20 protein-coding genes and 1 pseudogene are annotated in these 26846 nt (G+C 61.3%); 6 read left to right on the forward strand and 15 right to left on the reverse strand.

Annotated features, from left to right (window positions below; all coding sequences use genetic code 11):
• The 5 genes from F4827_RS27815 to F4827_RS27835 are packed head-to-tail and all read right to left on the reverse strand — an operon-like array spanning position 1 to position 9998.
• Positions 1-822, reverse strand: a complete 822-nt coding sequence (locus F4827_RS27815; protein ID WP_221303844.1) for a response regulator — start codon at positions 820-822, stop codon at positions 1-3.
• Positions 819-2255 (reverse strand): efflux transporter outer membrane subunit, encoded by a 1437-nt coding sequence (locus F4827_RS27820; RefSeq protein ID WP_183729438.1) that lies wholly within the window; start codon positions 2253-2255, stop codon positions 819-821. Before F4827_RS27820 ends, F4827_RS27815 begins: the two co-directional genes overlap by 4 nt.
• Entirely contained in the window at positions 2255-5587 is a 3333-nt protein-coding gene (locus F4827_RS27825) for an efflux RND transporter permease subunit (protein WP_183729442.1), read from the reverse strand. The genes F4827_RS27820 and F4827_RS27825 overlap by 1 nt, the downstream gene beginning before the upstream one ends.
• Complete coding sequence (locus F4827_RS27830; RefSeq protein ID WP_183729445.1) at positions 5584-8691, reverse strand: multidrug efflux RND transporter permease subunit; 3108 nt, start codon at positions 8689-8691, stop codon at positions 5584-5586. Before F4827_RS27830 ends, F4827_RS27825 begins: the two co-directional genes overlap by 4 nt.
• Entirely contained in the window at positions 8688-9998 is a 1311-nt protein-coding gene (locus tag F4827_RS27835) for an MdtA/MuxA family multidrug efflux RND transporter periplasmic adaptor subunit (protein ID WP_221303845.1), read from the reverse strand. The genes F4827_RS27830 and F4827_RS27835 overlap by 4 nt, the downstream gene beginning before the upstream one ends.
• A 167-nt stretch (positions 9999-10165) precedes the next feature.
• Here F4827_RS27835 and F4827_RS27840 point away from each other — a divergent pair, with 167 nt between their 5' ends.
• The 4 genes from F4827_RS27840 (at position 10166) to F4827_RS27855 (ending at position 13346) form a co-directional block, all read left to right on the forward strand.
• Positions 10166-10912: a response regulator transcription factor gene (locus tag F4827_RS27840; protein WP_183729448.1), complete on the forward strand. Its 747-nt coding sequence runs from the start codon at positions 10166-10168 to the stop codon at positions 10910-10912.
• Positions 10913-10922: 10 nt separating this feature from the next.
• Entirely contained in the window at positions 10923-12287 is a 1365-nt protein-coding gene (locus tag F4827_RS27845; RefSeq protein WP_183729762.1) for an ATP-binding protein, read from the forward strand.
• A gap of 8 nt (positions 12288-12295) precedes the next feature.
• Complete coding sequence (locus F4827_RS27850) at positions 12296-12775, forward strand: DUF2946 domain-containing protein (protein WP_311674547.1); 480 nt, start codon at positions 12296-12298, stop codon at positions 12773-12775.
• 115 nt (positions 12776-12890) lie between these two features.
• Positions 12891-13346 carry a copper chaperone PCu(A)C gene (locus F4827_RS27855; RefSeq protein WP_183729453.1) on the forward strand — a complete coding sequence of 152 codons (456 nt, stop codon included), beginning with the start codon at positions 12891-12893 and terminating at the stop codon, positions 13344-13346.
• 72 nt (positions 13347-13418) lie between these two features.
• On the opposite strand, the gene F4827_RS27860 is transcribed toward F4827_RS27855, so the two are convergent.
• The 8 genes and pseudogenes from F4827_RS27860 to F4827_RS27895 form a co-directional block, all read right to left on the reverse strand.
• Complete coding sequence (locus tag F4827_RS27860; protein ID WP_183729455.1) at positions 13419-14177, reverse strand: hypothetical protein; 759 nt, start codon at positions 14175-14177, stop codon at positions 13419-13421.
• Between the two features lie 113 nt (positions 14178-14290).
• The gene (locus F4827_RS27865; RefSeq protein WP_184123843.1) at positions 14291-15061 is read right to left on the reverse strand and encodes a hypothetical protein; all 771 of its coding nucleotides are present in this window, start codon (positions 15059-15061) and stop codon (positions 14291-14293) included.
• A 90-nt stretch (positions 15062-15151) separates the two neighbouring features.
• Complete coding sequence (locus tag F4827_RS27870; RefSeq protein WP_183729461.1) at positions 15152-15901, reverse strand: hypothetical protein; 750 nt, start codon at positions 15899-15901, stop codon at positions 15152-15154.
• 108 nt (positions 15902-16009) lie between these two features.
• On the reverse strand, positions 16010-16639 hold the full coding sequence (locus F4827_RS27875; protein ID WP_183729464.1) for a hypothetical protein: 630 nt from the start codon (positions 16637-16639) through the stop codon (positions 16010-16012).
• On the reverse strand, positions 16626-20465 hold the full coding sequence (locus F4827_RS27880) for a type VI secretion system Vgr family protein (RefSeq protein ID WP_183729467.1): 3840 nt from the start codon (positions 20463-20465) through the stop codon (positions 16626-16628). Before F4827_RS27880 ends, F4827_RS27875 begins: the two co-directional genes overlap by 14 nt.
• Before the next feature lie 168 nt (positions 20466-20633).
• A pseudogene (locus F4827_RS27885) lies at positions 20634-20762 on the reverse strand (LysR family transcriptional regulator); the annotation flags it as partial.
• Between the two features lie 64 nt (positions 20763-20826).
• Positions 20827-21027, reverse strand: a complete 201-nt coding sequence (locus F4827_RS27890) for a hypothetical protein (RefSeq protein ID WP_183729470.1) — start codon at positions 21025-21027, stop codon at positions 20827-20829.
• 205 nt (positions 21028-21232) lie between these two features.
• Positions 21233-22012 (reverse strand): response regulator, encoded by a 780-nt coding sequence (locus F4827_RS27895; protein WP_183729473.1) that lies wholly within the window; start codon positions 22010-22012, stop codon positions 21233-21235.
• Positions 22013-22238: 226 nt separating this feature from the next.
• On the opposite strand from F4827_RS27895, the gene F4827_RS35890 reads away from it, so the two are divergent.
• Together F4827_RS35890 and F4827_RS27905 are read left to right on the forward strand one after the other, a co-directional pair.
• Positions 22239-23840 carry an ATP-binding protein gene (locus F4827_RS35890; protein WP_183729476.1) on the forward strand — a complete coding sequence of 534 codons (1602 nt, stop codon included), beginning with the start codon at positions 22239-22241 and terminating at the stop codon, positions 23838-23840.
• On the forward strand, positions 23837-24556 hold the full coding sequence (locus F4827_RS27905; RefSeq protein ID WP_183729479.1) for a response regulator: 720 nt from the start codon (positions 23837-23839) through the stop codon (positions 24554-24556). Before F4827_RS35890 ends, F4827_RS27905 begins: the two co-directional genes overlap by 4 nt.
• Positions 24557-24651: 95 nt before the next feature.
• Here F4827_RS27905 and F4827_RS27910 read toward each other — a convergent pair whose 3' ends face one another.
• Complete coding sequence (locus F4827_RS27910; RefSeq protein ID WP_311674553.1) at positions 24652-25551, reverse strand: glycosyltransferase family 9 protein; 900 nt, start codon at positions 25549-25551, stop codon at positions 24652-24654.
• Positions 25548-26456, reverse strand: a complete 909-nt coding sequence (locus F4827_RS27915) for a glycosyltransferase family 9 protein (RefSeq protein ID WP_183729482.1) — start codon at positions 26454-26456, stop codon at positions 25548-25550. The genes F4827_RS27910 and F4827_RS27915 overlap by 4 nt, the downstream gene beginning before the upstream one ends.
• Positions 26457-26846 lie beyond the last annotated feature (390 nt).

Genomic DNA, 26846 nt, shown 5'->3' on the forward strand with positions numbered 1-26846 from the left:
TCAGCTTTCCGGATCAAACGACGATCCCACTACGCTCATCGTATGCGCCGGGTCGGGAACGAAGCGATAGCCCTCCCCGCGCACGGTGCGAATCCAGTGCGGCTGCGCGGGATCGCAAGGCAGCATCTCGCGCAGCCGCGCAATCGCCACGTTGACACTGCTCTCACGAATGCCGCCTTGCAGCAGCGCCGCGATACGGTTGCGCGAGAGCGTCGCCATCGGCCGCTGCGCGAACACCGCCAGCAGCGCGAACTGACTTTCCGTAAGGCATTGCGGCACGCCATCGCGCAGCACCGTGCGCGACGCATACACCATGCGATAGGGACCAAAGCACACGTCGGGCTGTTTGTACTGCGCGTAACCCGGCGTGATGGGCGCATCGGCCTGCGTTCCGGCCAGCGTGCGCCGCAGCACCGCACGGATTCGCGCCAGCAATTCGGATGGCACGAACGGCTTGGCCAGATAGTCGTCCGCGCCCAGTTCCAGGCCGATCACCCGATCGATCGCATCCGCCAGCGACGACATCACGATCACCGGCGTTGCGTCGCCGTGCCCGCGCAATTGCTTGAGCGCGGTAAAGCCATCGAAGTCCGCGAAGCGGCGCTCCATCACCACGAGATCGGGCATCGCCGAGCGGATATCCACGGCCAGTTGCGCGGCGCGGTGCAGCACCGAAACGCGATAACCGGCATCGCCCAGAAAGCGCGTCAGCAATTCGCACAGCGCCTCGTCGGCGTCGACCAGCAGGATGCGCTGCGTATGGGTTTTCATCATGGCGGCTACGTTCGTGCGCACCGGCACGGCTTGCATATCGAGTCTCAACGCTGTGCCTGCCTGGTGTCCTGCAGCCGCGAGGCATCCCAGCCGCCGCCCAGCGCCTTGATGAGGCTCGCGCTCGCGATCAGGCGATTGGAGCGCACCTGCAAGGCCGTCTGCTCGTTCGAGAGCGCAGTGGCCTGCGCGGTGACGACCGTTGTGTACGCAACCGTTCCCGCTTCGTATTCGTCCAGCGCAATCCGCACCGATTGGCGCGCGAGTTTCACCGCGTCGTCCTCGGCTACGGCCTGGTCGCCCAGCACGCGCAGATTCGAGAGTTCGTCTTCGACATCGTGGAACGCCGTGAGCACGGTCTGACGATAGTTGGCGACGCTCTGGTCGTAAGTTGCGCGCGCCGAATCCACCGCAGCCGAGCGCGAGCCGCCGTCGATCAGCGTTTCGCTGCCGCTGGCCGCCAGCGACCACAAGGCGTTGGCCGCCGTCAACAATGGCGCAGCGCCCGAGAATCCCGCGGCGCCGGACAGCGAAATCGTCGGATAGTACGCCGCCACCGCCACGCCAATCAACGCGCTTTCCTGCGCCATCGTGCGCTCCGCTTCGGCGATATCGGGGCGGCGTTCGAGCAGCGCCGAAGGCACCACGAGCGGCACATCGGGGACGTCCTGCGCGAGTTCCGCGGGCGCGATCGCCAGCGCCGATGGCGGCCTGCCGATCAGCAGCGCAATCGCGTGTTCGTACTGGTCGCGCAATTCCTCGGCGGCGATAGCGGACGCCTTCGTCGTCGCCAGCGTGGTCTGCGCGCTCACCACGTCCGAGCGCGAGGCCACGCCCGCTTCGTACTGGTTGCGCGTGATATCGAGGCTGCGCTGATAGGCCTTCACGGTGTCGTTCAACAGGCGCGTGAGCGAGTCCTGATAGCGCATCGAAAAATAGTCCGAGACCAGCGATTCCTGGGCCGATAGCGTGAGGTCAGCAAGCTGCGCGGCGCTGGCCTGTGCGCTGGCCTTGTCGCTTTCGATCTGGCGGCGCACCTTGCCCCACAGATCGAGATCCCAGGACGCGCTCGCTTCGAGCGAACCGGTGGTCGCCGTCGCGCCGCTGCTACGCGCACGCGTGACGCCCGGCGCGACCGAAACGGTGGGCGAGAGATTCGCACGCGCTTCGCGCACGACCGCCAGCGCCTGACGATATGCGGCCTCGTAGGCCTTCAGGTTCTGGTTGTTGATCGCCACTTGCGGCACCAGCGAATCGAGCACGGGATCGTGATACACGCTCCACCATTCCCCGCGCGCATTGCCGTCGGCGGGCGCGGCGTTCTTCCAGCCTTGCGGCGCTTCCTTGAAGGCCACGGGCGTGACGACGTCGGGACGCCGGTATTCAGGGCCAACCGTGCAGCCTTGCAGGGCCAGCAGGGTCGTGCCCAGGGCAATCGTGGTGCACAGCGTCGTGCTGATTCGAACAGGAAAAAGCTTCATCATTAGGAATCCGTCATTGCGCCGTCTGAGGAACCCGATGTACCGGGCATCACACGTTGCCAGAGGGCGCGCGCGCGATGGCGCAGGCGATCGAGATAGAGGTAGACGACGGGCGTCGTATAAAGCGTGAGCAACTGGCTCACCACCAACCCGCCGATGATGGCGATGCCCAGCGGGCGGCGCAGTTCCGCGCCCATGCCTTGATCGAGCACGAGCGGCACCGCGCCGAACAAGGCCGCGCAGGTCGTCATCATGATCGGGCGAAAGCGCATTACGCAGGCCGCGCGAATCGCCTCGGCGGGTGCGAGATTCAGGGTGCGCTGCGCGTCGAGTGCGAAATCGACCATCATGATCGCGTTCTTCTTGACGATGCCGATCAGCAGAAACACGCCAATCAGCGCGATCACAGAAAACTCGGTATTGGTCGCGAGCAATGCGATCACCGCGCCCACGCCCGCCGATGGCAGCGTCGAGAGAATCGTGAGCGGATGCACGTAGCTCTCGTACAGGATGCCCAGCACCGCATAAACCGCCAGCAGCGCCGCGCCAATCAGCAAGGGCATCGCCGATGCCGCCGCGAGCGCGCTGCCGGCCGTGCCCGCGAATGCGCCGTGCACCGAATTCGGCATATTGAGGTCTTTCACGGCCTGATCGACGGCGGCGGTGGCCTCGGCGAGCGGGTAGCCCTGCGCGAGATTGAACGAGATCGTCGCGGCCACGGCCTGGCCCTGGTGATTGACCGAGACTGGCGTATTCGCCTGGACAAGCTTCGAGAACGCTGAGAGCGGCACCATCGTGCTGCTCGACGTGCTGACGGCCTGCCCGGTGGACACGCTGCCGCCCGTGCTGGTGGCGATCGAATTGGTGGCGGCGTTGGTGCTCGCACTGGACGTGCTGCTGGAAGACGACGATGAGGATGACGAAGTAGACGTTACCGTGCCTGAAACTGCATTGGTCGACGACGTCCCGCTTGCCGACGCGCCCGACGTACTCACATAAATATCGTTGAGCGAGGACGGGTCCTGCAACCACTTAGGCGCGATCTCCATCACCACGTGATACTGGTTCTGCGCCTTGTAGATGGTCGACACTTCGCGCTCGCCAAAAGCGTCATAGAGCGTGGCGTCGATGGTGTCGGGCGTGAGGCCAAAGCGCATCGCCGTGGCGCGATCGACCACGACCTTGGCGGAAAGGCCGCCATTCTGCTGATCGGAACTGACATCGGCGAGCGCGGGCACGCGCTTGAGCGCCTCGGTCAGACGCGTGGCCCATTGCTGGACCTGCGCGGTGTCGTCGCCTTGCAGCGTGTACTGAAACTGCGCGAAGCTCTGACGTCCGCCTACCATCAGGTCCTGGCGCGGAAACATCATCAGCTGCGCGCCAGGAATCGCGGCGAGCTTCTGGCGCAAACGCGCCATCACCGTGAAGGCGGAATCCGTGCGTTCTTCGAGCGGTTTGAGCGTCACGCTCGTAAATGCCTGATTGGTACCGTGCCCGCCCGTGAAGCCCACCACCGTTTGCACGGCGGGATCGGCCTTGACGATGGCAAGCACCTGCTTGACCTTCTCGCTCATCGCCTGGAAGGAAATGCTCTGGTCGGCCATCATGCCGCCGCCCATCAGGCCGCTGTCCTGCTGCGGAAAGAGACTCTTGGGCACTACGGTGTAGAGCACGACATTGAGCGCAACCGTGGCGATCAAGGTGGTCAGCACCAACGCCGGATGACGCAACGCCGCGCCCAACGTGCGGGCGTACATGCGCTCCGCCGCATCGAAGTAGCGGCCCAGCGTGTCGTTCACGCACGCGCATAGACGCGTAAAGCGATTGTCCTTACGCGGCTTCGCTGAACCATCATGCGCGCCACGCAACAGCAGCGCGCAAAGCGTGGGCGTGGTGGTGAGCGCCAGCACCATGGATACCGCGATCGAAATCGACAGCACGATGGCGAATTCGCGGAAGATGCGTCCCACCAGGCCGCCCATCAGCAGGATCGGCAGGAACACGGCAATCAGCGACACGCTCATCGAGATGACCGTGAAGCTCACCTCTTTTGCCCCTGCGAATGCGGCCTCGAAACGCGACGCACCGCGTTCGCGATGCCGCTCGATGTTCTCCAGCACGACGATGGCGTCGTCCACCACGAAGCCGGTCGCAATCGTGAGCGCCATCAGCGAGAGATTGTCGAGGCTGTAGCCGAACAGCTTCATCGCGCCAAAGGTGCCGAGGATCGACACGGGCACGGTCACGGCGGGAATCAGCGTCGCGCGCACGTTGCGCAGGAACGCGAGCACCACCAGCACGACCAGCACCACGGCGATGACGAGCGTGCGCTCGGTATGCGAGAGCGAAGCGCGAATCGTGCTGCTGCGGTCGTCGGAGAGCGTGACTTCGGTGCCCGGCGGCAGCGCGGCCTGCAATTGCGGCAGCACGGCTTTCACGCGGTCCACCACGTCGACGATATTGCCGCCCGGCTGCTTGAAGATCCACAGCATCACAGCGGGCTTGCCGTTCACGTAGCCCACGTTGCGCAGGCTCTCGACCGAGTCGTTCACCTGCGCCACGTCGCGCAGAAACACCGGGCGGCTGTTGCGCCACGCCACCACCAGATTGCGATATTCGTCGGCGCGTTCGGCCTGATCGTTGGCGTAAAGTTGCCAGCGCAACTTGCCGTCGCTGACCATGCCCTTTGCGCTATCCGCATTGGCGGCGGAGAGCGCCGCACGCACGTCCTCCAGGCCGATGCCGTATTTGAAGAGCGCGCCCGCGTTCAGTTCGACGCGCACGGCCGGCAGCGAACTGCCGTTGAGATCGACATTGCCGATGCCGTCGATCTGCATGAGCCGCTGTTGCAGCACGGTCGCCGCGCTGTCGTAGAGCTGGCCCGGCGTGAGCGTCTTCGAGGTGAGCGAAACGATCAGAATCGGCGCGTCGGCGGGATTGAACTTGCGGTAGGTCGGGTTCGATTTGAGCGCACTCGGCAAGTCCGCGCGCGCCGCGTTGATCGCCGCCTGCACATCGCGCGCCGCGCCGTTGATATCGCGGTCAAGGCCAAACTGCAGGATCACGTCGGTCGAGCCCACGCTGCTCTGCGAGGTCATTTCCGTGACGTCGGCGATCTGGCCCAGGTGGCGTTCGAGCGGCGCGGCCACCGTGGCCGCCATCGTCTCGGGGCTTGCGCCCGACATCTGCGCCTGCACGCGGATGGTCGGAAAATCCACCGCGGGCAGCGGCGCGACCGGCAGATGGCCGAACGCCAGCGCGCCGGCCACGGCAATCGCAATCGTCATCAAGATCGTCGCGACCGGGCGGCGAATGAAAATCGCGCTCAGGTTCATGATGCGCCCCGCTGCGCGTCGTTCAGCGTCCAGCCGCGCGCGCGCAGCCACGCCGCCATGCGCTCCATCGCCAGATAGACAGCGGGCGTGGTGAAGAGCGTGAGCGCCTGACTGAACACCAGGCCGCCGATCATCGCGATCCCCAGCGGGTGACGCAATTCGGAACCGCTGCCTGTACCCAGCGCGAGCGGCACGGCGGCAATCAGCGCGGCCATCGTCGTCATCAGAATCGGGCGCAGGCGCAACAGGCACGCACGATGAATCGCTTCGCGCGGCGTGAGGCCTTCGTCGCGCTCAGCGGACAGCGCGAAGTCGATCATCATGATCGCGTTCTTCTTGACGATGCCGATCAGCAGCACAATGCCGATCACGCCGATGATGTCGAGATCCGCGCCCGTGATCACCATCGCGAGCAGTGCGCCCACGCCCGCCGAAGGCAGCGTCGAGAGTATCGTGAGCGGATGCACGAAGCTCTCGTAGAGCACGCCCAGCACCACGTACATCACCAGCACGGCGGCCAGCACCAGATACAGTTCACTGGAGAGCGACGACTGGAACGCTTCCGTCGCGCCCTGGAAGCGCGTTTCGAAGCTATCCGGCAGCGCCACGGCGGCCTGAGCGCGCTTGACGGCCTTCACCGCCGCGCCGAGCGACGCGTTCTTCGCAAGGTTGAACGAAATTGTCGTGGCCGGGAACTGGCCGAGGTGCGAAATCTGGATCGGCTTCCTGCTTTCGACGATGCGCGCGACGGCCGACAGCGGCACCTGTCCATCGGTTGCGGTGGACGACGGCAGATAGATCGAGTCGAACGCAGTCAGACCACGCGCGAGCTTCGGATCGATTTCCATGATCACGCGCTTCTGGTCCGACTGCGTGAAGATGGTGCTCACGATGCGTTGTCCGAAGTTATCGTAGAGCGCATTGTCGATGGTGGCGAGCGTGATGCCGAAGCGCGCCGCCGTGGCGCGATCGACCTGCACCGTGGCGGCGAGGCCCGCGTCCTGCAGATCGCTCGTCACATCGGCGAGTTCTGGCTGCCTGCGCAATTCGGCGATGAGTTTCGGCGTCCATTCGCTGAGCGTGTCCATCGACGGGTTGTCGAGCATGAACTGATACTGCGTCGCGCTCACCTGCGTATCCACGCTCAGGTCCTGCACCGGCTGCATATGCAGCGCGATGCCGGCCACGTTGGCGGTTTCGCTTTGCAGGCGGCGAATGATCTCGCTGGCCGAGGCGCTGCGTTCGTCCTTCGGCTTCAGGTTGATCTGCATGCGGCCCATATTGAGCGTCATGTTGCTGCCGTCCACGCCCACCGCCGAAGACAGGCTCACCACATCGGGATCCTTGAGCACGGCATCGGCAAGCCGGGTTTGCAGCGCGCTCATGCGCTCGAACGAGATCGATTGCGAGGCTTCGGTGATGCCCTGGATCACGCCCGTATCCTGGGTCGGGAAAAAGCCTTTGGGGATCAGCACGTAGAGCGCCGCCGTGAGCGCGAACGTGCCTACCGCCACCACCAGCGTGGCTTTTTCATGATCGAGCGCGAAGCTCAGCGCGCGGTCGTACTGCTTCATGACCGGGCCGAACCAGTCGCGGCCTTTGGGCTTGGGCTTGTTTTCGTGAAGCGTGGGGCGCAGCAATCGAGCGCACAGCATCGGCACCAGCGTGAGCGAGACCAGCGCGGAAATCACGATCGCCACCGCGAGCGTCACCGCGAACTCGTAGAAAAGCCGCCCGATCACATCGCCCATGAACAGCAGCGGAATCAGCACCGCCAGCAGCGAAACCGTGAGCGAAATAATCGTGAAGCCGATCTCGCGCGAGCCCTTGAGCGCGGCGTCCAGCGGCTTCATGCCCGCTTCCACGTGGCGGCTGATGTTCTCGATCACGACGATGGCGTCGTCCACCACGAAGCCCGTGGCGATGGTCAGCGCCATCAGCGAGAGATTGTCGAGGCTGAAGCCATACAGGTACATCACCGCAAAGGTGCCCACCAGCGAGAGTGGCACGGAAAGACTCGGGATCAGCGTCGCGGGCACGTTGCGCAGGAACACGAAGATCACCATCACGACCAGCGCGACCGCGAGCGCCAGTTCGAACTGCACGTCCTTCACAGAGGCGCGGATGGTGGTCGTGCGGTCCGTGAGCAGCGCCACATGCACGGACGAAGGCAGATCGCGCGTGAGCGCGGGCAGCATCGCCTTGATCGAATCGGCGACCTTGATGACGTTCGCGCCGGGCTGGCGCTGCACGTTGAGCAGGATCGCGGGCGTGTCGTTGCTCCACGCCGCAAGCTGCGAATTCTCCGCGCCTGCCACCACGTCGGCGACATCGCGCAGACGCACGGGGCGGCCGCTGCGATACGCAATCACGGTATCCAGGTACTGCTGAGGATCTTCGATCTGATCGTTCGAATCGATGGTCCATGCGCGATGCGGACCGTCGAGCGAACCTTTGGGCGCGTTGGTGTTGACGTTGGTGAGCGTGGTGCGCAGGTCGTCCACGTTCAGGCCGTAGGCTGCGAGCGCGCGAATGTTCGGACGCACGCGCACCGCCGGCTTGTGGCCGCCCGAGAGCGTGACAAGGCCCACGCCCGACATCTGCGAAATCTTCTGCGCGATGCGCGTATTGGTGAGCGCCTGCACGTCCGTCAGCGGCATCGTCGGCGAGGTGACGGCGAGCGTGAGGATGGGCGCGTCAGCGGGATTGACCTTGGCGTAGACGGGCGGCGCGGGCAGGTCGCTGGGCAGCAGGCTGTCGGCCGCGTTGATGGCGGCCTGCACTTCCTGCTCGGCCACGTCCATCGACACGGTCAGGTCGAATTGCAGCGTGATGACCGATGCACCCGCCGACGAATGCGAGGCCATCTGCTTGAGGCCCGCCATTTCGCCCAGCTGCTGTTCGAGCGGCGCGGTGACGGCGGACGTCATCACGTCCGGGCTCGCGCCGGGGTAGAAGGTCTGCACCTGGATCGTCGTGTATTCGACCGAAGGCAGCGCGGAAAGCGGCAGGAAACGCCACGCCACCAGGCCGACGACGAGCAGCGCCGCCATCAGCAAGGTGGTGGCGACGGGCCGCAGAATGAAGAGGCGCGACGGGTTCATGACTGCGGGCTGGCCTTCGCGCGTGCGGGGCGTTGAGCGGCTGTTTCATCCACGCTCGGGTTGGGCAAGCGAATCTTCGAACCATCGCTCAGGTGATCCGCGCCATCGATCACTACGCGATCGCCCACCGCCAGTCCGGCCAGCACGGCGGTATGGCCGTCGGCGGCCGCGCCCGTGCGGATCTTGCGCAACGACACCGTCTGGTTGTCGTTGACGCGATAGACGAAGGTGCCGGGCGTGCCCGTCTGCACCGCTTCGGAGGGAATCGTCACCGCGCCGTGCAAGGTGTCGAGCAGCAGCGAGATATTGACGAACTGGTTGGGGAACAACGCGCCGTCGGCGTTCTTGAAAAGCGCGCGCAGCTTCACGGTGCCGGTGGTGGTGTCGATCTGGTTGTCGACGGTATCGAGCACGCCGTCCGCGAGCTTTTCCTCGCCCGCGCGGTCGTAGGCGACCACTTGAAGGCGCGCGCCGCTCGCAAGACGCTGGTTCAGGCGGCGCAGATCGTCTTCGGGCAGCGTGAAGACGACGGAGATCGGATCGGTTTCGGTCACGACCACCACGCCGTCCGTATCGGACGCCGTCACGTAATTGCCGACATCGACCTGACGCAGACCCACGCGCCCATCCACCGGCGAGACGATGCGGCAGTACGTGAGGTTGAGTTGCTGCGCGTCCACCTGCGCCTCGTCCGTGAGCACGGTGCCTTCGTATTCGCGCACGGTGGCCTCGGCGGTATCGAGCGTCTGCTGCGCAACCGAATCGGTCTTCGCCAGCCGCTGGTAGCGCGCGAGGTCGAGGCGCGCGTTATCGAGCAGCGCCTTGTCCTTGACCACCTGTCCCTGATATTGCTTGAGCGCCACCTGGTACTGGCGTGGATCGACCTGCGCGAGCACATCGCCCTTCTTGACGTGCTGGCCTTCGCGGAAGTTGATCGACTGTAGATAGCCGCTGATCTGCGACTTCACGGTGACGGTCGCCAGCGACGTGACGGTGCCAAGCGAGCTCAAGCGCACGGGCACATCGCCCGTCGCGGCGGCGGCCACGCCAACCGCCTGCGCCTGGCCACCACCCATTGCACCCGGCGCGCCCGGAGGACCGCCGGGGCCGCCCGGGAAGCCCGCCGGGCCGCCTGAGGGCGCGCCATGCGGACGCAACGCGAACAGCGCAATCGCGCCCGCCGCCACGGCCAGCAGCACCCACGGCAGGACGCGACGAGGCCGCACGCGGCCTTTTTCATCGGGCGCATGCGGCTCGTTCGCAGGGGTTTCATCAGGAATTTTGGGTAGCTCTACGCGCTTGTCCATGCCGTTCGCGATACGTGAATGAAGCCGCGAACGATACGGTAAGACGCGCTTATCTTGTTGATTCTTAATGGAATCAACACAATATATCCAGATTGACACACGATATGCAGCCCGATTCCCAAGGAATTGTCGGACAATGAAAGCTGCTTTCCGTCAACCCGCCAGCCTTGAACAACGCCTCCATTCTCATCGTTGAAGACGATCCGGACATCAGCGCGCCGCTTGCCCAGTTTCTGGGCGGCAAGGGCTATCGCACGCGCGTGGCCGGCAGCGCCGAACAGGCGCTTGCGCTGCTCGCGCAGGACAGCGTGGAACTGGTGCTGCTCGACGTGATGCTGCCGGGCATGGACGGGCTGGAGTTGTGCCGACGCCTGCGCGCCTCGGGCGGGCCGCGCATCATCATGCTGACCGCACTGGTCGAAACCACCGACAAAGTCATCGGCCTCGAACTGGGCGCGGACGACTACGTCTCCAAACCCTTCGATCTGCGCGAGTTGCTGGCGCGCATCCGCTCGGCGCTGCGGCGTCCGCCCAGCGGTGCGCCCGCCAGCGCTGCCCACGCGACCGCCGATGCCGCACGCGACCCTGGCGCCGAACTCGTGATCGCGTTTTCGGGCCACACGTTCTATCCGTACCGCCGTTTCGTGCGCTCTCCCGCGGGTCTGCGCATTCCGCTCACGGGAGCGGAAACAGATCTGCTGCTGGTGTTCTGCCGCCAGGCGCGCCAGGTGCTGTCGCGCGAAGCGCTGATCGCACTCACGCGCGGCAAGAATTTTCCGATCGCCACGCGCTCCATCGACCTGCTGGTGAGCCGCCTGCGCCGCAAGCTGAGCGGCGACGATCCGCTCGAGGAAACCATCCGCACGGTGCGCGCGGACGGCTACGCCTTCCAGCCCGATGTCGTCTTCGAGTGATGCACGCGTGATGCGCCGATTCTTTTCCGACTTCTTCTCCACCACGCTCGGGCAGATTCTCGCCATCATTGCGTGCTCATCGGTCATCACGTTCGGCCTGTTCATCGTGCTGCTGTTCTATCCGGGCGGACCGCCCACGCCGCCGTGGCCGTGGCCGCCCACCTACCGCATCGCCAATATCGCGCGCCTGCTCGCGCAAACGCCCGCCGACGCGCGCGCAAAAACGGCGCTGGCGCTGCAATCGCCCAACGTCAGGCTGAATGTAACGGCCATGCCCGCGCGCTGCACGGTCTACACGCTCGACAACGGCGAACTGCAACGCTCGCTGCGCGCCGAATTGCGCGACATCGGCGCGACGGTCAGCGTGCATTCGTGCGACGCGCGCGAACCGAACGCCACGATTCAGGTGCTGGTGCGCCTGCATCCGGACGACACGACGGTGCTCGAAGCGCGCACGCAACGCATCGGCCCCGAGCCGCCGCGCCTCACCTTTCCCTTTGTCGGTGCGCTGATCTTCATGTGCGTGGGCGTGGCGGCGATGTCGGCGTGGGCGGTGTCGCGCGTGATCCGTCCGCTGCGGCGCCTGGCCGACAAGGCCGAGGCCTTTGGCCGCGACATCGCGCTCGCGCCCATCGAGGAAGAAGGCCCGCTGGAAATTCGCCGCGCCGCGCATGCGTTCAATCTGATGCAGGAACGCATCACGCATTCGCTGCACAACCGCACGCGCATGCTCGCGGCGGTGAGCCACGACCTGCGCACGCCGCTCACGCGCATGCGCCTGCAACTCGACACCAACGAAAGTGAGAGCGTGCGCGACAAGCTGCGCAAGGACATCGACCTGATGCAGACGATGGTGTCGTCGGCGCTGGCGTTTCTGAGTTCGGGCAGCGGCGACGAAAACAAGGAATGGCTCGATCTGAGCGCCCTGATCGCGACGATCTGCGACGAATACGAGGAAGCGGGCGCGGTGATCCGCTATGAAGGCCCGCGCCAGATCCGCTGCTTCTGCCGGCCCGACGGCATGCAGCGCGTGCTGGCGAACCTGATCGACAATGCGCTGCGTTTTGGCGAGACCGTGGTGGTGGTGGCATCGGTACGCGCGGAAACGATCCTGATCGACGTGAGCGACGACGGCCCCGGCATTCCCGAAACACGGCTGCGCGACGTGCTCGAACCGTTCGTGCGCCTCGATCCTTCGCGCGGCGGACAGCCTGGCAGCGTCGGGCTGGGACTCGCGATCGTGCGCGATATCGTACGCGCCCACGGCGGAGAACTGACGCTGATCAACCGGCGTCCCAGCGGCCTGACGGCCCGTATCGTGCTGCAACATTCCACGCGCAACCGGGTAGTGGAAGACGAAGCGCCGCAGCACTGATCCGTCGTGTGGCTGCGACGAAACGTCTCGCCAGTGCGCTAGGTTCGCTGGCGTCTTTGCCTGACGATTTGCCGCTCGTGCGTTACGATGCGCGGATGCCTTTTTCCGCCGCCGCCCGTCGACGCTTTTCCGTATGGCTTGCCCTGCTCGCCATGTGGCTCGTCGTGGTCGTGCCGGTCGCCAGCCAGTTGATGGCGGCCGCCCACGCGGCGACGCCCGACACCGCCAGCATTCTGTGCTCGGCAACGGCGGCGCAAGAACCGGCTTCCTCATCTCATCTCCACACCGATCGCCTCGCCGCCTGCGGGTATTGCTCCTGGCTTGCCCATCAGCCCGCCATGCCGGCCCCGCCCGCCGCCGCGCTCGCGCTCGTCGCGATCACGGTAGCGCAGGCCGACGCGCTGCCTGCCGCGCAGCATGTACCCGTTGCCGCTTTCCCTTCGGGGCGGCCACGCGCCCCGCCGGTCAGTTCCGCTCTCTACGCCTGACATAGCGCGATTTATCGCGTTGCGTTGTTGCGCCGTTTTGCGGCTTCGGCCCGCGCCCGCGCGCTTCGCTGTGTCGGTCCTATCTATGATTCCCATTTTGATCAGGAGAACGACAATGCATCGCCCCTTCCACGCCTTCCGTAACGTCGCCCTTGCCATGCCGCTCGCCATCGCGGCGCTCCCTGCCCTCGCCGCGCCGCCCAGCGCGATAAAAGTGTCCGACTGCTGGGTCCGCTCGATGCCGGGCAGCGTGCCCTCGGGCGGCTATTTCAAGCTCGCGAACACGAGCGCCAAACCCGTCGATCTCACGGAAGTCAGCACCGACGCCTTCGGCATGGCCATGCTGCATCAATCGATCAGCAACGGCAGCGCATCGAAAATGGTCATGGTCGACAAGGCGACCGTGCCCGCCAACGGCACGCTGGCCTTCGCGCCGGGTGGCTATCACGTCATGTTCGAGGAAGCGAAAAAGCCGCTCACCGTGGGATCGACGATTCCAGTGACGTTTGATTTCAGTGACGGGGAAAAGGTCGTGGCGCAATGCGCTGTCAAGAACGCTGCGGGGCAGTAAGAACTTCGCGGGGCGTGAACGTGAGATTTTCGGGCGCGCAGGCGCTGGCTGGCGCGCCCGGCGGTTTCGCGTTCATTGGGTCGGGTCGCGCTCTTTTTGTTGTTGTTCTTCGCGCTTCTTTTTGCGCATTTCGGGTGTGAGGTAGGGATAACTCCGTGTGATCCTGATCGCGTCCAGACGGGGCTCGCGATTCACGTCACCGTCTTTGGGTTCAAAATAGAAAAACTCAACGTCTACGGGAAAGCGGCTTGTGACTTGCTCCTTTGCGCGATAGCGGTATACGTGTTGACGCAGAAGAGGGGGAAACGAAGGCAAGCTATTCCCTTCGTGCCTTCCGCCTTCGCCATCTATCCAGTAATTCTCCAGGGACAGCAGGTTTTCTAACTCATGCCGATCGATACCGTCAATCATTGAGAAAAAATACAGGTCAAAAGAATGTGGAACAACGGGAGCCGAAGCTCTGTCGTCCGTGATATTCAAGGGATCAGGAGTCGTTTCAATCTGAATTGTTGCGTTTGGGATTAATCTTGGTTGGTACGTATACAGCTTCCAGTATGCGTCCGGTCTCGACTCTACATCCTGCAAATCCCCAAAATGGGATGCATCAGGGTTCAATGGCCTATCACCACGAAAAATCCCCATTGCGACTCCCAATATTACAAAGAGTTTTTCTTTTTGCACGCCAGTCAGGCTTCCAACCATTTTCCCTTCCACCAATAATCTAGATTGTGTCTTGGTATTCTGTCCGGCATGCGCCGGGATTGGGGAAATCGACTTCGCGATTCCAATAGCAATCGACAATATCACAACGAGCGTACGCGTCTTCTTCATGATTTTTATTCTTATATCTAAATTTCATATCGGTACACTTTCCCGCTATCTCCGAAGTTGTATTGATTAGCGCACAAACTTGCCTCTCATCAATAGCAAATCCCTTCAAAAATTTAATCGCGCATTTTTTGTTGTTCTTCTTCGCGCTTCTTTTTGCGCATTTCGGGTGTGAGGTAGGGATATGAGCGCACCACCGTGATTGCGTTCAGGATGGGCTCTTTGTTAATGTCTTCGCTTCTCGGATCAAAAAAACTTAGTTCTACGTCTACCGGAAAGCGACTTCCTACCAGCTGCTTTGCGCGATATCGATACACATGCAATTGAAGGGATGGCGGAAACGACTGCAAACTGTTTCCGTCATGTTTCACACCGTTCGAATCGACCCAGTACGACTCTAGAGACAGCCGTCGCTCCAACTCGGCACGATCAAGACCGTAGACCAAATGACGGAACATGATTCTGAACGACTGCGGCACAACAGGAACCTGTGACCTATCATCAGAAAAATTGAGGGGATCTGAGACTGTGATAAATTCAATTGATGCGGATGGGATTGATTCGCACTTATATAAATATTGCCTTCCAGAATCATCAAACGATGATTCCATCTTTGCCATCACTCCAAACGCAGATTCATTTTTAGAAAATGATTTATTGTCGCGAAAAATCTCCATGACTTGATCCAACATCGCGTAGAACGTTTTTCGCTGCTCGTTTGAAATATGACTATCCATTGCCACCTTCTCCGATCGCCCTGATGGTATCGCCATACTCGGTTCGGCATGCACCGGGATTGGGGAAATAGTCTTCATGGTTCCAATAGCGATCCACAACATCACCGCATGTATACGCATCTTCCTCATGTAGCTGACTTTTGTATCCAATCGACATATCGATAGGCTTCCAGCTAGCTCCGGAGTTGTATCGAGTAGAACGCAAACCTGATATCGACCAATTCCAAATTCATTCAAGATTTAGTCGTGCTTTTTTTGCTGTTCTTCTTCGCGCCTCTTTTTGCGCATTTCGGGTGTGAGGTAGGGATAGCTCCGTGTGATCCTGATAGCATCCAGACGGGGCTCACGATTCCCGTCACCGTCTTTGGGTTCAAAATAGAAAAGCTCTACATCTACCGGAAAGTGGCTTGTGGCTTGCTCCTTTGCGCGATAGCGATATACACGCTGCCAAAGCGCAGGAGGGAGCGGCATCAGGCGATTTCCGTTGTGCTTTTCGCCGACGGCATCTATCCAATAAGTTTCGAGCGCCAGATGTTTTTCCAAAGTCTGCCGATCCAAACCGCTGTGCGAAGAAAAAAATTCAAAGTAGAAAGATTCGGGAACAGCGGTCACCGTACGCCGATCATCGTCGTAATTCTCGGGGTCTGATTTTGTTGAAAACAGAATATTCGCATCCGGCAACGAGTCAGCATTATAAGAATATGTTTTACCAGAATCATCTTCCCACGAATCAATCCGTCCCACCTTACCAAAACCGACCTTGTCGAAGATGAATGGCTGGTCATCACGAAGCACAGCCATTATTTTATCAAGCATTTGCAACATAACTTGCCGTTGCTCGCCCGTAAGGCTTCTATTCAACTGATTCCCCGCCGATTGCCCGGAGGGCTTCCTGATATTCTGTTCGGCAAGCACCTGGATTGGGGAAATAGTCTTCGTGATTCCAATACCTATCAACAATATCGCCGCAAGTGTACGCGCCTTCTTCATGAAGTTGACTCTTGTACCCAATTGTCATAGCGCGCTGTCTTGCTACCCCGGAGTTGTATTGAGTAGCGCACAAACTTACCTCCCATCAATACCAAATCCCTCCAAAATTTAGTCAGGCTTTTTCTGTTGTTCTTCTTCACGCTTCTTTTTGCGCATTTCAGGCGTGATGTAGGGATAACTCCGTGTGATCTTGATCGCATACAGACTCGGCTCACGATTCTCGTCACCATCTTTGGGTTCAAAATAGAAAAAGTCAACGTCTACGGGAAAGCGGCTGCTTGTGGCTTGCTCCTTTGCGCGATAGCGGTATACGTGTTGTCGCAGAAGAGGGGGAAACGAAGGCAGGCTGTTCCCTTCGTGCCTCCCGCCTTCGCCATCTATCCAGTACGCCTCCAAAGCGAGATGCCCCTCCAACTCTCGCCGATCGACGCCGTAGACTGAAGAATAAAATTGCAGGTAAAAAGAAACTGGAACAAGAGGAACTAAAGCCCAATCATCACTAAAATTCGTAGGATCAGGCTCCGTCACAACCTGAATATTCATCATAGGAAGAGCGCTAGAATAGTAATGATACTGCTTCCAGTACGCGCCCGGCATCGAATAAATATCTTTCAAGTCTCCAAAACCGATCTCGTCATAGACAAATTGACTATCACCGCGAAATATTTTCATTGCACAATCAAGCATGACAAATAAATCCTTCTTTTGCGCATTCGTCAAACTTTTAGTCGCTCCCATTTCCACCGATGACCTTGATTGTTTCTTGATACTCTGTCCGGCAAGCACCGGGATTGGGGAAATAGTCTTCGTGATTCCAATACCTATCGACAATATCACCACAAGTGTACGCATCTTCTTCATGGAGCTGACTCTTGTACCCGATTGTCATGTCGGCACGCTTTCTTGCCATTTCCGGAGTAATATTAAGCAATGCGCAGACCTGCTCTTCTGCCGACGCCAGATCTTTTCTAAACTCCGTTTCAGACTGCGGCACATTCCGAATTGCCCAATAGTAGTCAAATATGAGCATTCGATGAACGCCAACGCGTACAAGCTCATCACCCGGAAATTGTGTACCGCTGGCAAGTAAATAAATTTCGTTGTGAACGGTGGCTCGATAGTAATTTTCCAGATTTCTCAATCCCTCGTAGTCAGCATTGTATGTAGACCATAAAGCAATCATCCAGAATTTTTGCTGGCAATGCCGTGCCTCGTGATAAATTGTATTCGCCAGACCACACAATGCCCCTTTTCTGCCGTCTGGCGGATCGCTTTTTGCAACTCGATCCACTTCAAATTTATTGATCGCAATAGTCCAATTCAAAGAATTAAAACATGCGGCATAGCTTGACTTCAAACCATATTCAATGAAATTATTCGAATCTACGAATTTAATCAATGGCATTGCCTGCCATTCGTTGCCGGATTTCGGCATTCCAAATACTCCCGCTCCAAGCGCGGTACAAATTGGAATTTTGATCGCAGGGACGATAATTTTCCTCATCTCATCAGTGGATCGCGTGGCCAGATCAACCCAATCAATCGCTTTCAGATTTGCTCGTATAGACTCCGTATAAGCCTTCGCCACCGGATACTCAATATTCATCCGCCGATCGGTTGCGGGCGAGACATCCTCTTGCTTCGTGCCGTTCAGAAACCGATACGAGCGCAGCCCAAAATTCAAAGGATCGCACGTGATGTAAGTGGGCTTCCTGCCGTGCGAAGTCGACTCCGTGTCTGGCGTTCTCACTTCCTCCCCGCCAATCTTTGTCCGACGCTTAGGCATGGAAGGCGGATTGACCGAGGAAGCAGCGGTGGCGGCGGTGTCTTCAAACACAGCCGTTTGAATCCGTCCAATCACATCTCCAGGTGCGCTTTGGGACAACAACTCGATTACCCCAAACGCAGTCGCATTACTGGTGACGAGTGGAAACTCACCCATTTCGTTCGTCACGCCAGTGGACACGTGACCGTCCAAAGTCTGTCGAAACGGCTGATTGGCCACCGCAAACCCGCCGCCCTCCTCCACGAGCACATGATGGGCAGCAAACTTACCGGGCTTATCCGGCGACACCGGATCATCCACCGGCATCGGCTGTGGATCGCTTGTTGCGTGATTCGCCGCATGCACCAGAAAATCCCCGCCGGTATAGCCCGTCAAGCCCTCCGGGCGAAGCCGCAGCAAGGTTCCATCGCACAGAATATCGACGCCATTTTTCCCCGCTATGCGCACGATGCCGTTCGTGCTGGTGATCGACAGATCGCCCTCGGCCAATTGCGTCATTGAAGCGTTGCGCGACTGGAGATGCACCGGCCCCGGCGTGATGATCGTCACCGCCTTTTGCGCATAGAAGGCCAGTATTTCACGCACCGATGCGAAGAACGATTTTCCGGCTGCAATCGAAACATGACCGCGTGCTGTCAGCGCCGAATGGCGTTCGCTCGCCAAATGCGTGTCGCCCGCCGAAGCCGTATGCAAATTGGCCGCGCTGGATAGCGCGATATCCGGTTGCTCGAATTCAGGAAAGCCGTTCTGGCCATCCGCCAATGCACCCTTCAATTTCGTATTGTTATCCTTGATCGCACTGAGCAGTTCCGACTGATTGGCATGCGCCTGTATCGCGTCATGGCGCTGCGCCTGCGCCACGCAACTCGCGTGCAGCTCGCGCGCAGCGGTCAATTGGCCGATGGTCTCGCCCATCTCCTTGACTTTGCCTGCCGCTAACTTGCGTCCCCATGTTGTCAGCAACAAACCCAGCGCCGCACGAATGCCGCCGTGCTGGTCGGTGCGCAACTCGAAACCTTCCCCACGCGCATCCTGTCGCCCTACATTGCCGTCGATCCGCGTGATATAGCCGAGGCTCAGACTCGACTTGCCATGATCGCTGGCCAACTGCGCCTGCATCTGTCCCTGCGTGTCGTCCAGCGCCAGATAGTTGGTTTGCGTACCGGGTCCCAGGCTCTTGCTCACCATGCCGCTGAGCGCATGATTGACAGGCATTTTCCAGGGCGGCCGGTTATTCTCGTCCACGGCGAAGCCGACGATAACCGGCCTGTCCGGGTCTGCGTGCACATAGCCGACCAATACCTGATCGCCGCATCGAGCGTGCGTAACGGTGCCCATGCCGTTGCCCTGCCACTGAGTCGCCAGCCGGATCCAGATCGCCGATTTGCCGTCGTATTGGCCTGTACGATCCCAATCGAATTGCACCAGCGCGCGGTTATACTCATCGACGAACATCTCCGCGTTCTCAGGGCCGACGATCACCGCATATTCAAATCCGCCGATCGTCGGACGCGGCGTGATTTGCGGCATACGATACGGTTCGCGCAGCGGGCGCATTTCAAAAGATGTCGTGACAGCATATTCGCGCGTGGAACTCGATGTCGTGCCGGTCGCGCAAATGTCCATCTCGCAGCCAGTCACAAGGTATTCGCCATTCGCCGCTTGATGCGGATGGTGTGTCACCGTGAGCGTTTTGCCCGCTTCTATTCCCCGTAGCGCACCCTTGGCCTGCGCGCATAGTCCCTGCGCGCGCATCGCCTCCAGCTTGATGCGTGCGAATTCGCGCGCGGTTTCGCTCCACTCGCTTTCGTCATAGGGTGCGTCGTGGCGCGTTTTCGGTAGCGCGAAATCGGCGCGCGTAAAGACTTCCTGTTCGGCGTTCGCAGTATTTCGAGGATCGCGGTATTGTGCGCGAAACGGACCCGAATAACGGTTCAAATGCGGCTGGATATAACTATGATCCTGCACGGTGACGACGCCCGGCGTGAGCGTGCTGGCAAGCGTCAATCCGGTGATGTGCTCTTCGTCGATATGCCCGCCGCCAGAGTGATAGCGCAGGGTTTCATAGGCACGCTCATGCTTTCGATAAGCCGCGGCATTATCGGCAATGACGAGGATGTGTTCGCGCTCGCGATGCTCGAACCAGACGATGAAACCCCATTCCTCGCACAGCCGCAAAAAGAAATGCCAGTCCGTTTCCCAGGCCTGGCGGATATAGTCGCGCTGCGGATAACGCGAAGTATCGACGCGCCATTCAATCTGGCCATAGCGTCGAATGACGTCTTTCATGATCTGGGCGATCGAGCCACTAAAAAAGCGCGAATCCTGCTTTAAAGCGGCAAGCCAGAATGATGGCCGCACCACGAACTCGTAAACGATCTGGAGCCCGTCGTTACTCAACACGCGCGCCGACTCGACAATCCCGTTGATATGCCGCGTGCCGGCGCCCGTGCTGCTTGTGATGATGCTTCTGCTGCCGTGTTTGACGATCACCTTGTCTGGCCGTTCCAGATCGATCGTTAGCCAGATGGGCGAGCCCGCGATACGGTCGAGATCGATCTTCGTGCGCTCGTCTTCGTCGAAGAAGCCTGGCGCGATGCTTGCGCGCGCACTGGCTTCCACGCGGTATTCGAAGAGTTGCCCGATGCCTTCCCGACCGACGATACGGCGCGGCGTCAGCACGGCCTCGTCGCGTTCGCGCCCGTAGGAGGCCAGCGTTTTCCGTTCGGGCAGCGCAGGGCCGCGCATGTCCAGCATCTGCCATTGCCCGTCCGTCATGACGCGGCCCCGATCAGAGCCGCCTCACACGCCAATCCTGCCTCTCGCATCGTTCACTCCAGGTCGTCCAGGCAGCGGAGGTCGCCGCCCACACTCGCTAGAATGATCTTGTGGAAGATAAATGTGTATCCGAAAAGTCTTAAATCGTTGAAGGTCGCCGGACGCGCCTCATTCGCCGATCCACGAACCGCGCAGGTCGCTTTCGTGCAGGAGTGGCAGGAGCGCTTGCGCCGGACGGCTCAAGCGCTTCGCTGCAAGGGCGATGAATTCCACGTCGGGCAATACGGGCAGGCTCGCCACGACGCTTGCTGCATTTGCTGCATTAACTGCGACCAAAGCCGGCCGCAGCGTGCGGGAAGAATCAGGCCAGCGACGACGCATGCGGAACGATCACGGCGCCTTGCGGGCCGCCGGGACCGCCGGGGCCAGGGCCACCGCCATGACCGCCACCAGGACCGCCACCGCCAGGCCCCCAACCAGGCCCGCAAAACGGCATCAGGCAGCAACCGCTCAACGCTGTCGCCAGCGCAACTACACCCGCGAGGGCGATCAATTTCTTCATGTTCGGACTCTTCTTCAAATAGTGTGTTTCGCGCGAACGCGGCTCAGCAGGTCAACCTCGCACCAGCGGCCCGCGACGAAGCGACTCGTATGCTTGCAGAATCCCGACCGCCCTGGTTTACGCCGCGTTACATCGCCTTTCCTCGCCTCGCGGCGTTTCCCGTCGAATGTCGCTGGTTCGAACCCTACCCACGGCCTTTACGGCATCAAGCGCTTAGTAATGCAGAGCTTTCCAGCTCACAATCCATTACCTGATTGTCTTCGGAAGCGGCGCCGGACAGATTCATGAAAGCATCGTCCGGGCAAAAGACGTAACCATCGCGGTAGCGCGTCTGGATGTACTGACGCCCGCAGGGCGAGAGGCCCAGCAGCTTGCGCAGGCGGAACACCACCACGTCCAGGCTGCGTGCATGCAGCTTCGAATTGCGGTCGAGCAGGCTCAGAATGCGCTCGCGCGAGAGCGGGCGCATACGGTTCGCGGCAAACACGGTCAGCACGGCCAGCGCCAGCGGCGGCGCCGAAATACGCGCGCCATTCTTGAATAGCTGATTGCCGACCGCATCGATTTCAAAACTGTCGAACGCGTAGCGCGCTTCCTTTGCCGGCGAATTCGGCAAGTCGATCTTGCAACGCAGCGCGTGACGCATACGCGCGAGCAATTCACGCGGATCGTACGGATCGACCAGGAAGTCGTTGGCGCCCAGTTCGAACGCCAGCACCTTGTCGGCCACATCGTTGGAGCGACTCACGATGATGACAGGCACCGCATAGCCCGCTTCGCGCAGGTTGCGCAACGCACCGATGCCGTCGATCTCGCAGGCTTCATGGCGAAGAACGATCAGCGACGGCATCTCGCGCGAGAGGCGCTGCTCCAGTCCTTGCACGCCATACAGAACCGACATCGCGATCTGCTGGCGCTGCAGGTAGCTGCGCAGGTTGTCCCGCGATACCTGATCAGGCTCGACAACAAGCACGTGAATATCCATCGATCTGTCCCTCGCCAGGTGATTGCAGGCCATCGATCGTCCCTGTACACAAGATGTAGTGAGGACGATTCGATTTGCGACGGATGATACGGAACAACCGTGCAGGAAAAGGACGTGAAAACTGGAGAAAATGTGAATTCGTACTGTGCATAAGACCCTTACGGGCTGCTTCGGGTGAAAATAACGCTTGATTTCATCACATCATTCCCATCCGGCTGAACGCTTCATGAAAGCCAGCATCACGTTCAAACTTTTCCTCGCGATCCTCTCCGCATGCGTCATTGCGGCGGTCGCCATGGGCGCGGCGATCCGGGCGAGTTTCGAATTCGGCTTCGTGGATTTCATGCAGGAGCAGGCCGCATCCGAGGTCGCGGCGCTCAAACACGAGCTTGAGACGGCCTACGCCCAGCACGGCAACTGGGATTTCATGCGCAACCAGAGGCTAGGGCCGCCGCCCTTCGACGGCGCGGCGCCCCCCGGCATGCCGCCCGGCCCCGACAACGCAAATCCACCGGACATGCCCGGCGGATTTGGCCTCAACGGCCCTGGACCGAATGGACCGAATGGACCGAATGGCTCGAATGGCCCCGGTGGCCCGGCTGACCCCGGTGGCCCGTTTGGTTTGAGCGGCGCGAATGCGCCGTTTGGAGCAACAGGACCGAATGACGCCATCGCCCCGCAAGGCAACAACGGCAAGGCCGCTTTCTTCGGGCCCAATACGCCCGGTCGCGCGCGCCCCCCCCACGCGCCTTTCTCGCTCTATGACGCGCACATGGACCTCGTCACCAAAGCGGGGCCGCCTCCGCCCCCCGACGCGGAGCGCCATCCGCTCAAGGTCAAAGGGCAGATCGTGGGCTACATCGCGGTGGCAGGCCCCGCCGCGCTCATCAATCAGGCCGAGATCCGCTTCAAGGACCGCCAGATGCAGGCGACCTGGATCATCGTGGGTTTTACCGCGTTGCTCTCGGCTGCCATGGCGATCGTCCTCGCGCGCACGCTGCTCACGCCGATCAAGCGCATCGTCACCGCCACGCACCGCCTTGCGGGCGGCGACTACGCCACGCGCATACCCGCCAAAGGCCGCGACGAACTGCAGATGCTGGCGAGCGATTTCAACCGCCTCGCCGCGTCGCTGGAGAAGGCCGAGGGCGACCGGCGCGACTTTATCGCTGACGTATCGCACGAATTGCGCACGCCGCTTTCGGTGCTGCGCGGCGAACTCGAAGCCATCGAGGACGGCGTGCGCCGGCCTGATGCGGCAACCATCGCTTCGCTGCAGGCCGAAGTCGCCATGCTCAGCCAGTTGATCGACGATCTCTACGAACTGTCGCTCGCCGATATCGGGCAACTCTCGTTCGAAAAAGTGCCGCTCGATCTCACGCCCATCGTCGAGGCGTCGTGCGATGCGTTCCGCGAGCGTCTGGCCGCCAAGCAGATCACGCTCGAATTCGAATCCGGCGTCGGCCGCGCCACGCTCTCGGGCGATCCGTACCGGCTCACGCAACTGTGGAAAAACCTGCTTGAAAATGCGCTGCGCTACACCAATGCCGGCGGACAGGTGCACGTCAGCATCTCGGAAGACGACCATGCCCTTTATGTGGATGTTCAGGATTCCTTCCCGCCTGTGCCCGCCCCGCTGCTTCCGCATCTGTTCGACCGCTTCTTCCGCGTCGACCCTTCCCGCAGCCGTCAAAGCGGCGGCGCGGGGCTCGGTCTTGCGTTGTGCAAGCGCATCGTGGAGACGCACGGCGGCACTATCGAGGCATCGCGCTCGCCGCTCGGAGGCCTGCGCGTCCTCGTCCAACTTCCTCGCCTACACCAACAATGATTGACCCGACCACACGGCCTTCCATCCTGATCGTCGAAGACGAGCCCAAGCTCGCGGCGCTGCTTGCCGACTATCTGGCCAAGGAAGATTTCACCACCACGATCCTGGCCAACGGACGGGAAGTCGTGCCCTATGTGCGCGAACATGCGCCCTCGATGGTGCTGTTAGACCTGATGCTGCCGGGGCGCAGCGGGCTCGAAATATGCCGTGAATTACGCTCGTTTTCGGCCGTTCCGGTGATGATCATCACCGCGCGCGTGGACGAAATCGACCGCCTGCTCGGTCTCGAACTCGGCGCGGACGACTACGTCTGCAAGCCGTTCAGTCCGCGCGAAGTGGTGGCGCGCGTGAAGGCAATCCTGCGCCGCGCGGAGTTGCTCGCGCGCGCGCATCAGGAAGCCGAAGGCGCCGTGCCCACACCGTTCTCGATCGACGTGCCGCATCACGCAGCGCGTCTGGACGGCAAGGACCTGCATCTCACGCCAATCGAATTCCGCCTGCTTGCACTGCTGCATGCAGGCGCGGGCCGCATCTACGCGCGCGATTATCTGCTGCGCGCGCTCTATGAAGATCATCGCGTAGTGGCCGATCGCACGATCGATTCGCACGTCAAAAATCTGCGTCGCAAGATCCAGGCGGTGCGCCCGGATCAGGACATGATCCGCTCGATCTATGGGGTGGGTTATCGGCTGGAGATGGAACCGATCGGGGAATGAAGCGGCTTTGAGGGAGCATCTCGCGCGCCGGCATGTCGAATGCCGGCGCGATGCAGGACAACAGCGAGAACAACAGCGAGAACAACAGCGCGCCGCTACACTTCGGTCATGCGCGCGAAAGCGGACAACACGCGCGAGCAGGTCAACGTCTCCCGCCAGAAGCGCTCCTTGAGCGACGCGCCCGGCAGCCACTGCCACGGCAACACCACTTGCGCGTTGCCCCAGGCCGGACGCCAGCGCTGCGCCACGGCGCGACGCCGGAACAGGCTCAGGGTGGGAATGCCCAGATTCGCGGCCAGATGCCCAACGCCGGAATCGTTGCCGATAAACCAGCCCGACTCGTACAGCCAGGCCGCCAGCCCGTCCAGGTTCGAGAACGTATGGACTGCGAAGCGGCTGAGCAGCAGCGTATCCCAGCGTGCAAGCTCTTCCGGCGCCATGACGAAGGCCACTTCGTAGCCCCAGCGTTCGAGATGGCGCGCCAGGCGCAGAAAGCGATGCGGCAGCCAGCGCTTGTCGGAGGTGCTCGCTTCGGGATGAATCACCACGCGCCGCGTGTTTTTGCGGTGCTGCAAGCCCACGCGCGGCATCAGGCCGTTGTGGGTGCCGACCTCGTCCAGAGCGAATTCCGCGCGGCAGAAGTCCGTGAAGCGGGTGACCATCGGCCGGTTCCAGATATCGGTCGTCAGCGGGTCCAGTATGCGCACGTTCGGATGGAATGCCGGCAGATTGCGCACCGGTTGATGGTCGTGCATCTGCAAGACGATGTCGAACGGCGCGAGTTCTGCGCACAGACGGTCCTCAGCGGGTATCTCGCGGATATCGACATCACGAAACCAGCCGCGCAACGCCCAGGCGGCGCGGCCAAAAACGACGACATCCCGTTCATGGTCCAGCAGATTGCGCACGATCACCATCAGCAACAGCGTGTCGCCCAGCGCGTTCGACGTGATCACGGCCACGCGCCGGGGCCGGTTGGCGAACGACTGCGTCACGCGAGCGCCTCCTGCTGCTGGTTCCTGAGCCGCTCGAACGCGCGCGCCACACGCGCCACCGAAAGCGTGTACTTCCAGTAACGCTCGCGCAGACGCGCGGTCGGCAGATAGCCGCCAATCACCACACGCCCCGCGCCCCAGCCCGGTTGCCACGTTCGCGCGAGACCGCGGCGCATGAAGAGCGACAGCGTCGGCACGTCCAGGCACGAAGCGAGATGGCCAATGCCCGAATCGTTGCCGATAAACCAGCCCGATTCGTACAGCCACGCCGCGACGTTCTCAATCGACCCCAGCTCCGGCAACCCGATCCCATGCGCCTGCACGAACGTCCAGGCGTCGCGCTCCTGCGGCGCGACCACGAATTGCGGATCGAAGCCAAGCTTGCGCAGCCTGAGCGCGAGGCGCACGAAACGGGACGGCAGCCAGCATTTGTCGCGCGTGCTCGCAGTCGGGTGGATGGCGATGCGGTGAAGATGGCGGCGATGCTGGAGCGCGCCCGGCGCGGTCATGCCATTGCTCTTGCCGGCTTGTGTCAGCCCGAGTTCGTCGTGGCAAAACTGCATCAGACGCTCGGCCATCGATTTCGATGAACGCGCGCGGCAGGCCGGTTCGAGCACCACGACTTCGGGCAACGGCAAGGTGGGATCGGCAATCGGGCCGTCGCGGCGCATCGCGATCACGCGCTGGTAGCGCGGCAGGATCGCCCGGGCGGTGTCGCGCGTGAGTTCAGGCTGGAGATCGAGATCCGGAAACCAGGCCGCGAGCATGATGGCATTTCTGCCAAACGCGGTCACGGCAACGCCGCTCGCGCGCAGATTGCGCACGACGATCATCATCAACAGGGAGTCGCCCAGCGCGGGAGACAAAACCACGGCCACGCGAGAGGCCGGCTGCAAAAGTCGCATGATGATTCCAGACGGAGCGACCTTCCGCGACAGTTGGCATTCAACCACCGTTTGACGTCCGCTCACTTAAACAGGCCAGTTAAACAAGATCGGCGGCAGCTTAGCGCGCGGAAAATTTCAGGCGGTTACCCTTAAGTTACAGCGAATAACGCTGCCCACACGCGGCGAACGGGCAACGTTCGCGCGTGCTTCGGCAAAAGACATGAAAACGGACTTGCGGCGCAACGCGCCCGAAAGATCCGTTAATAAGAACCGCAAGTGCAGTAACCCAATGAAAGGCGCGTTTCGTCTATGGTGACGCCATCGCAATCCGCCCGAGGCCTGTCTTGCTCACGCACCGTTTCTTTTCTTGCGAGCGCCTCGCACACGCCACGCACGCCGGAGCGCCCG

The organism is Paraburkholderia bannensis (genome assembly GCF_014200455.1).
Taxonomy (GTDB): Bacteria; Pseudomonadota; Gammaproteobacteria; order Burkholderiales; family Burkholderiaceae; genus Paraburkholderia; species Paraburkholderia bannensis_A.

Bases quoted from the DNA above. Each gene is read 5' to 3' on its own strand.
- F4827_RS27820 (WP_183729438.1), bottom strand. From the start codon at position 2,255: ATGATGAAGCTTTTTCCTGTTCGAATCAGCACGACGCTGTGCACCACG.
- F4827_RS27825 (WP_183729442.1), bottom strand. From the start codon at position 5,587: ATGAACCTGAGCGCGATTTTCATTCGCCGCCCGGTCGCGACGATCTTG.
- F4827_RS27830 (WP_183729445.1), bottom strand. From the start codon at position 8,691: ATGAACCCGTCGCGCCTCTTCATTCTGCGGCCCGTCGCCACCACCTTG.
- F4827_RS27835 (WP_221303845.1), bottom strand. From the start codon at position 9,998: ATGGACAAGCGCGTAGAGCTACCCAAAATTCCTGATGAAACCCCTGCG.
- F4827_RS27845 (WP_183729762.1), top strand. From the start codon at position 10,923: ATGCGCCGATTCTTTTCCGACTTCTTCTCCACCACGCTCGGGCAGATT.
- F4827_RS27855 (WP_183729453.1), top strand. From the start codon at position 12,891: ATGCATCGCCCCTTCCACGCCTTCCGTAACGTCGCCCTTGCCATGCCG.
- F4827_RS27860 (WP_183729455.1), bottom strand. From the start codon at position 14,177: ATGAAGAAGACGCGTACGCTCGTTGTGATATTGTCGATTGCTATTGGA.
- F4827_RS27870 (WP_183729461.1), bottom strand. From the start codon at position 15,901: ATGAAGAAGGCGCGTACACTTGCGGCGATATTGTTGATAGGTATTGGA.
- F4827_RS27875 (WP_183729464.1), bottom strand. From the start codon at position 16,639: ATGGGAGCGACTAAAAGTTTGACGAATGCGCAAAAGAAGGATTTATTT.
- F4827_RS27880 (WP_183729467.1), bottom strand. From the start codon at position 20,465: ATGACGGACGGGCAATGGCAGATGCTGGACATGCGCGGCCCTGCGCTG.
- F4827_RS27890 (WP_183729470.1), bottom strand. From the start codon at position 21,027: ATGAAGAAATTGATCGCCCTCGCGGGTGTAGTTGCGCTGGCGACAGCG.
- F4827_RS27895 (WP_183729473.1), bottom strand. From the start codon at position 22,012: ATGGATATTCACGTGCTTGTTGTCGAGCCTGATCAGGTATCGCGGGAC.
- F4827_RS35890 (WP_183729476.1), top strand. From the start codon at position 22,239: ATGAAAGCCAGCATCACGTTCAAACTTTTCCTCGCGATCCTCTCCGCA.
- F4827_RS27905 (WP_183729479.1), top strand. From the start codon at position 23,837: ATGATTGACCCGACCACACGGCCTTCCATCCTGATCGTCGAAGACGAG.
- F4827_RS27915 (WP_183729482.1), bottom strand. From the start codon at position 26,456: ATGCGACTTTTGCAGCCGGCCTCTCGCGTGGCCGTGGTTTTGTCTCCC.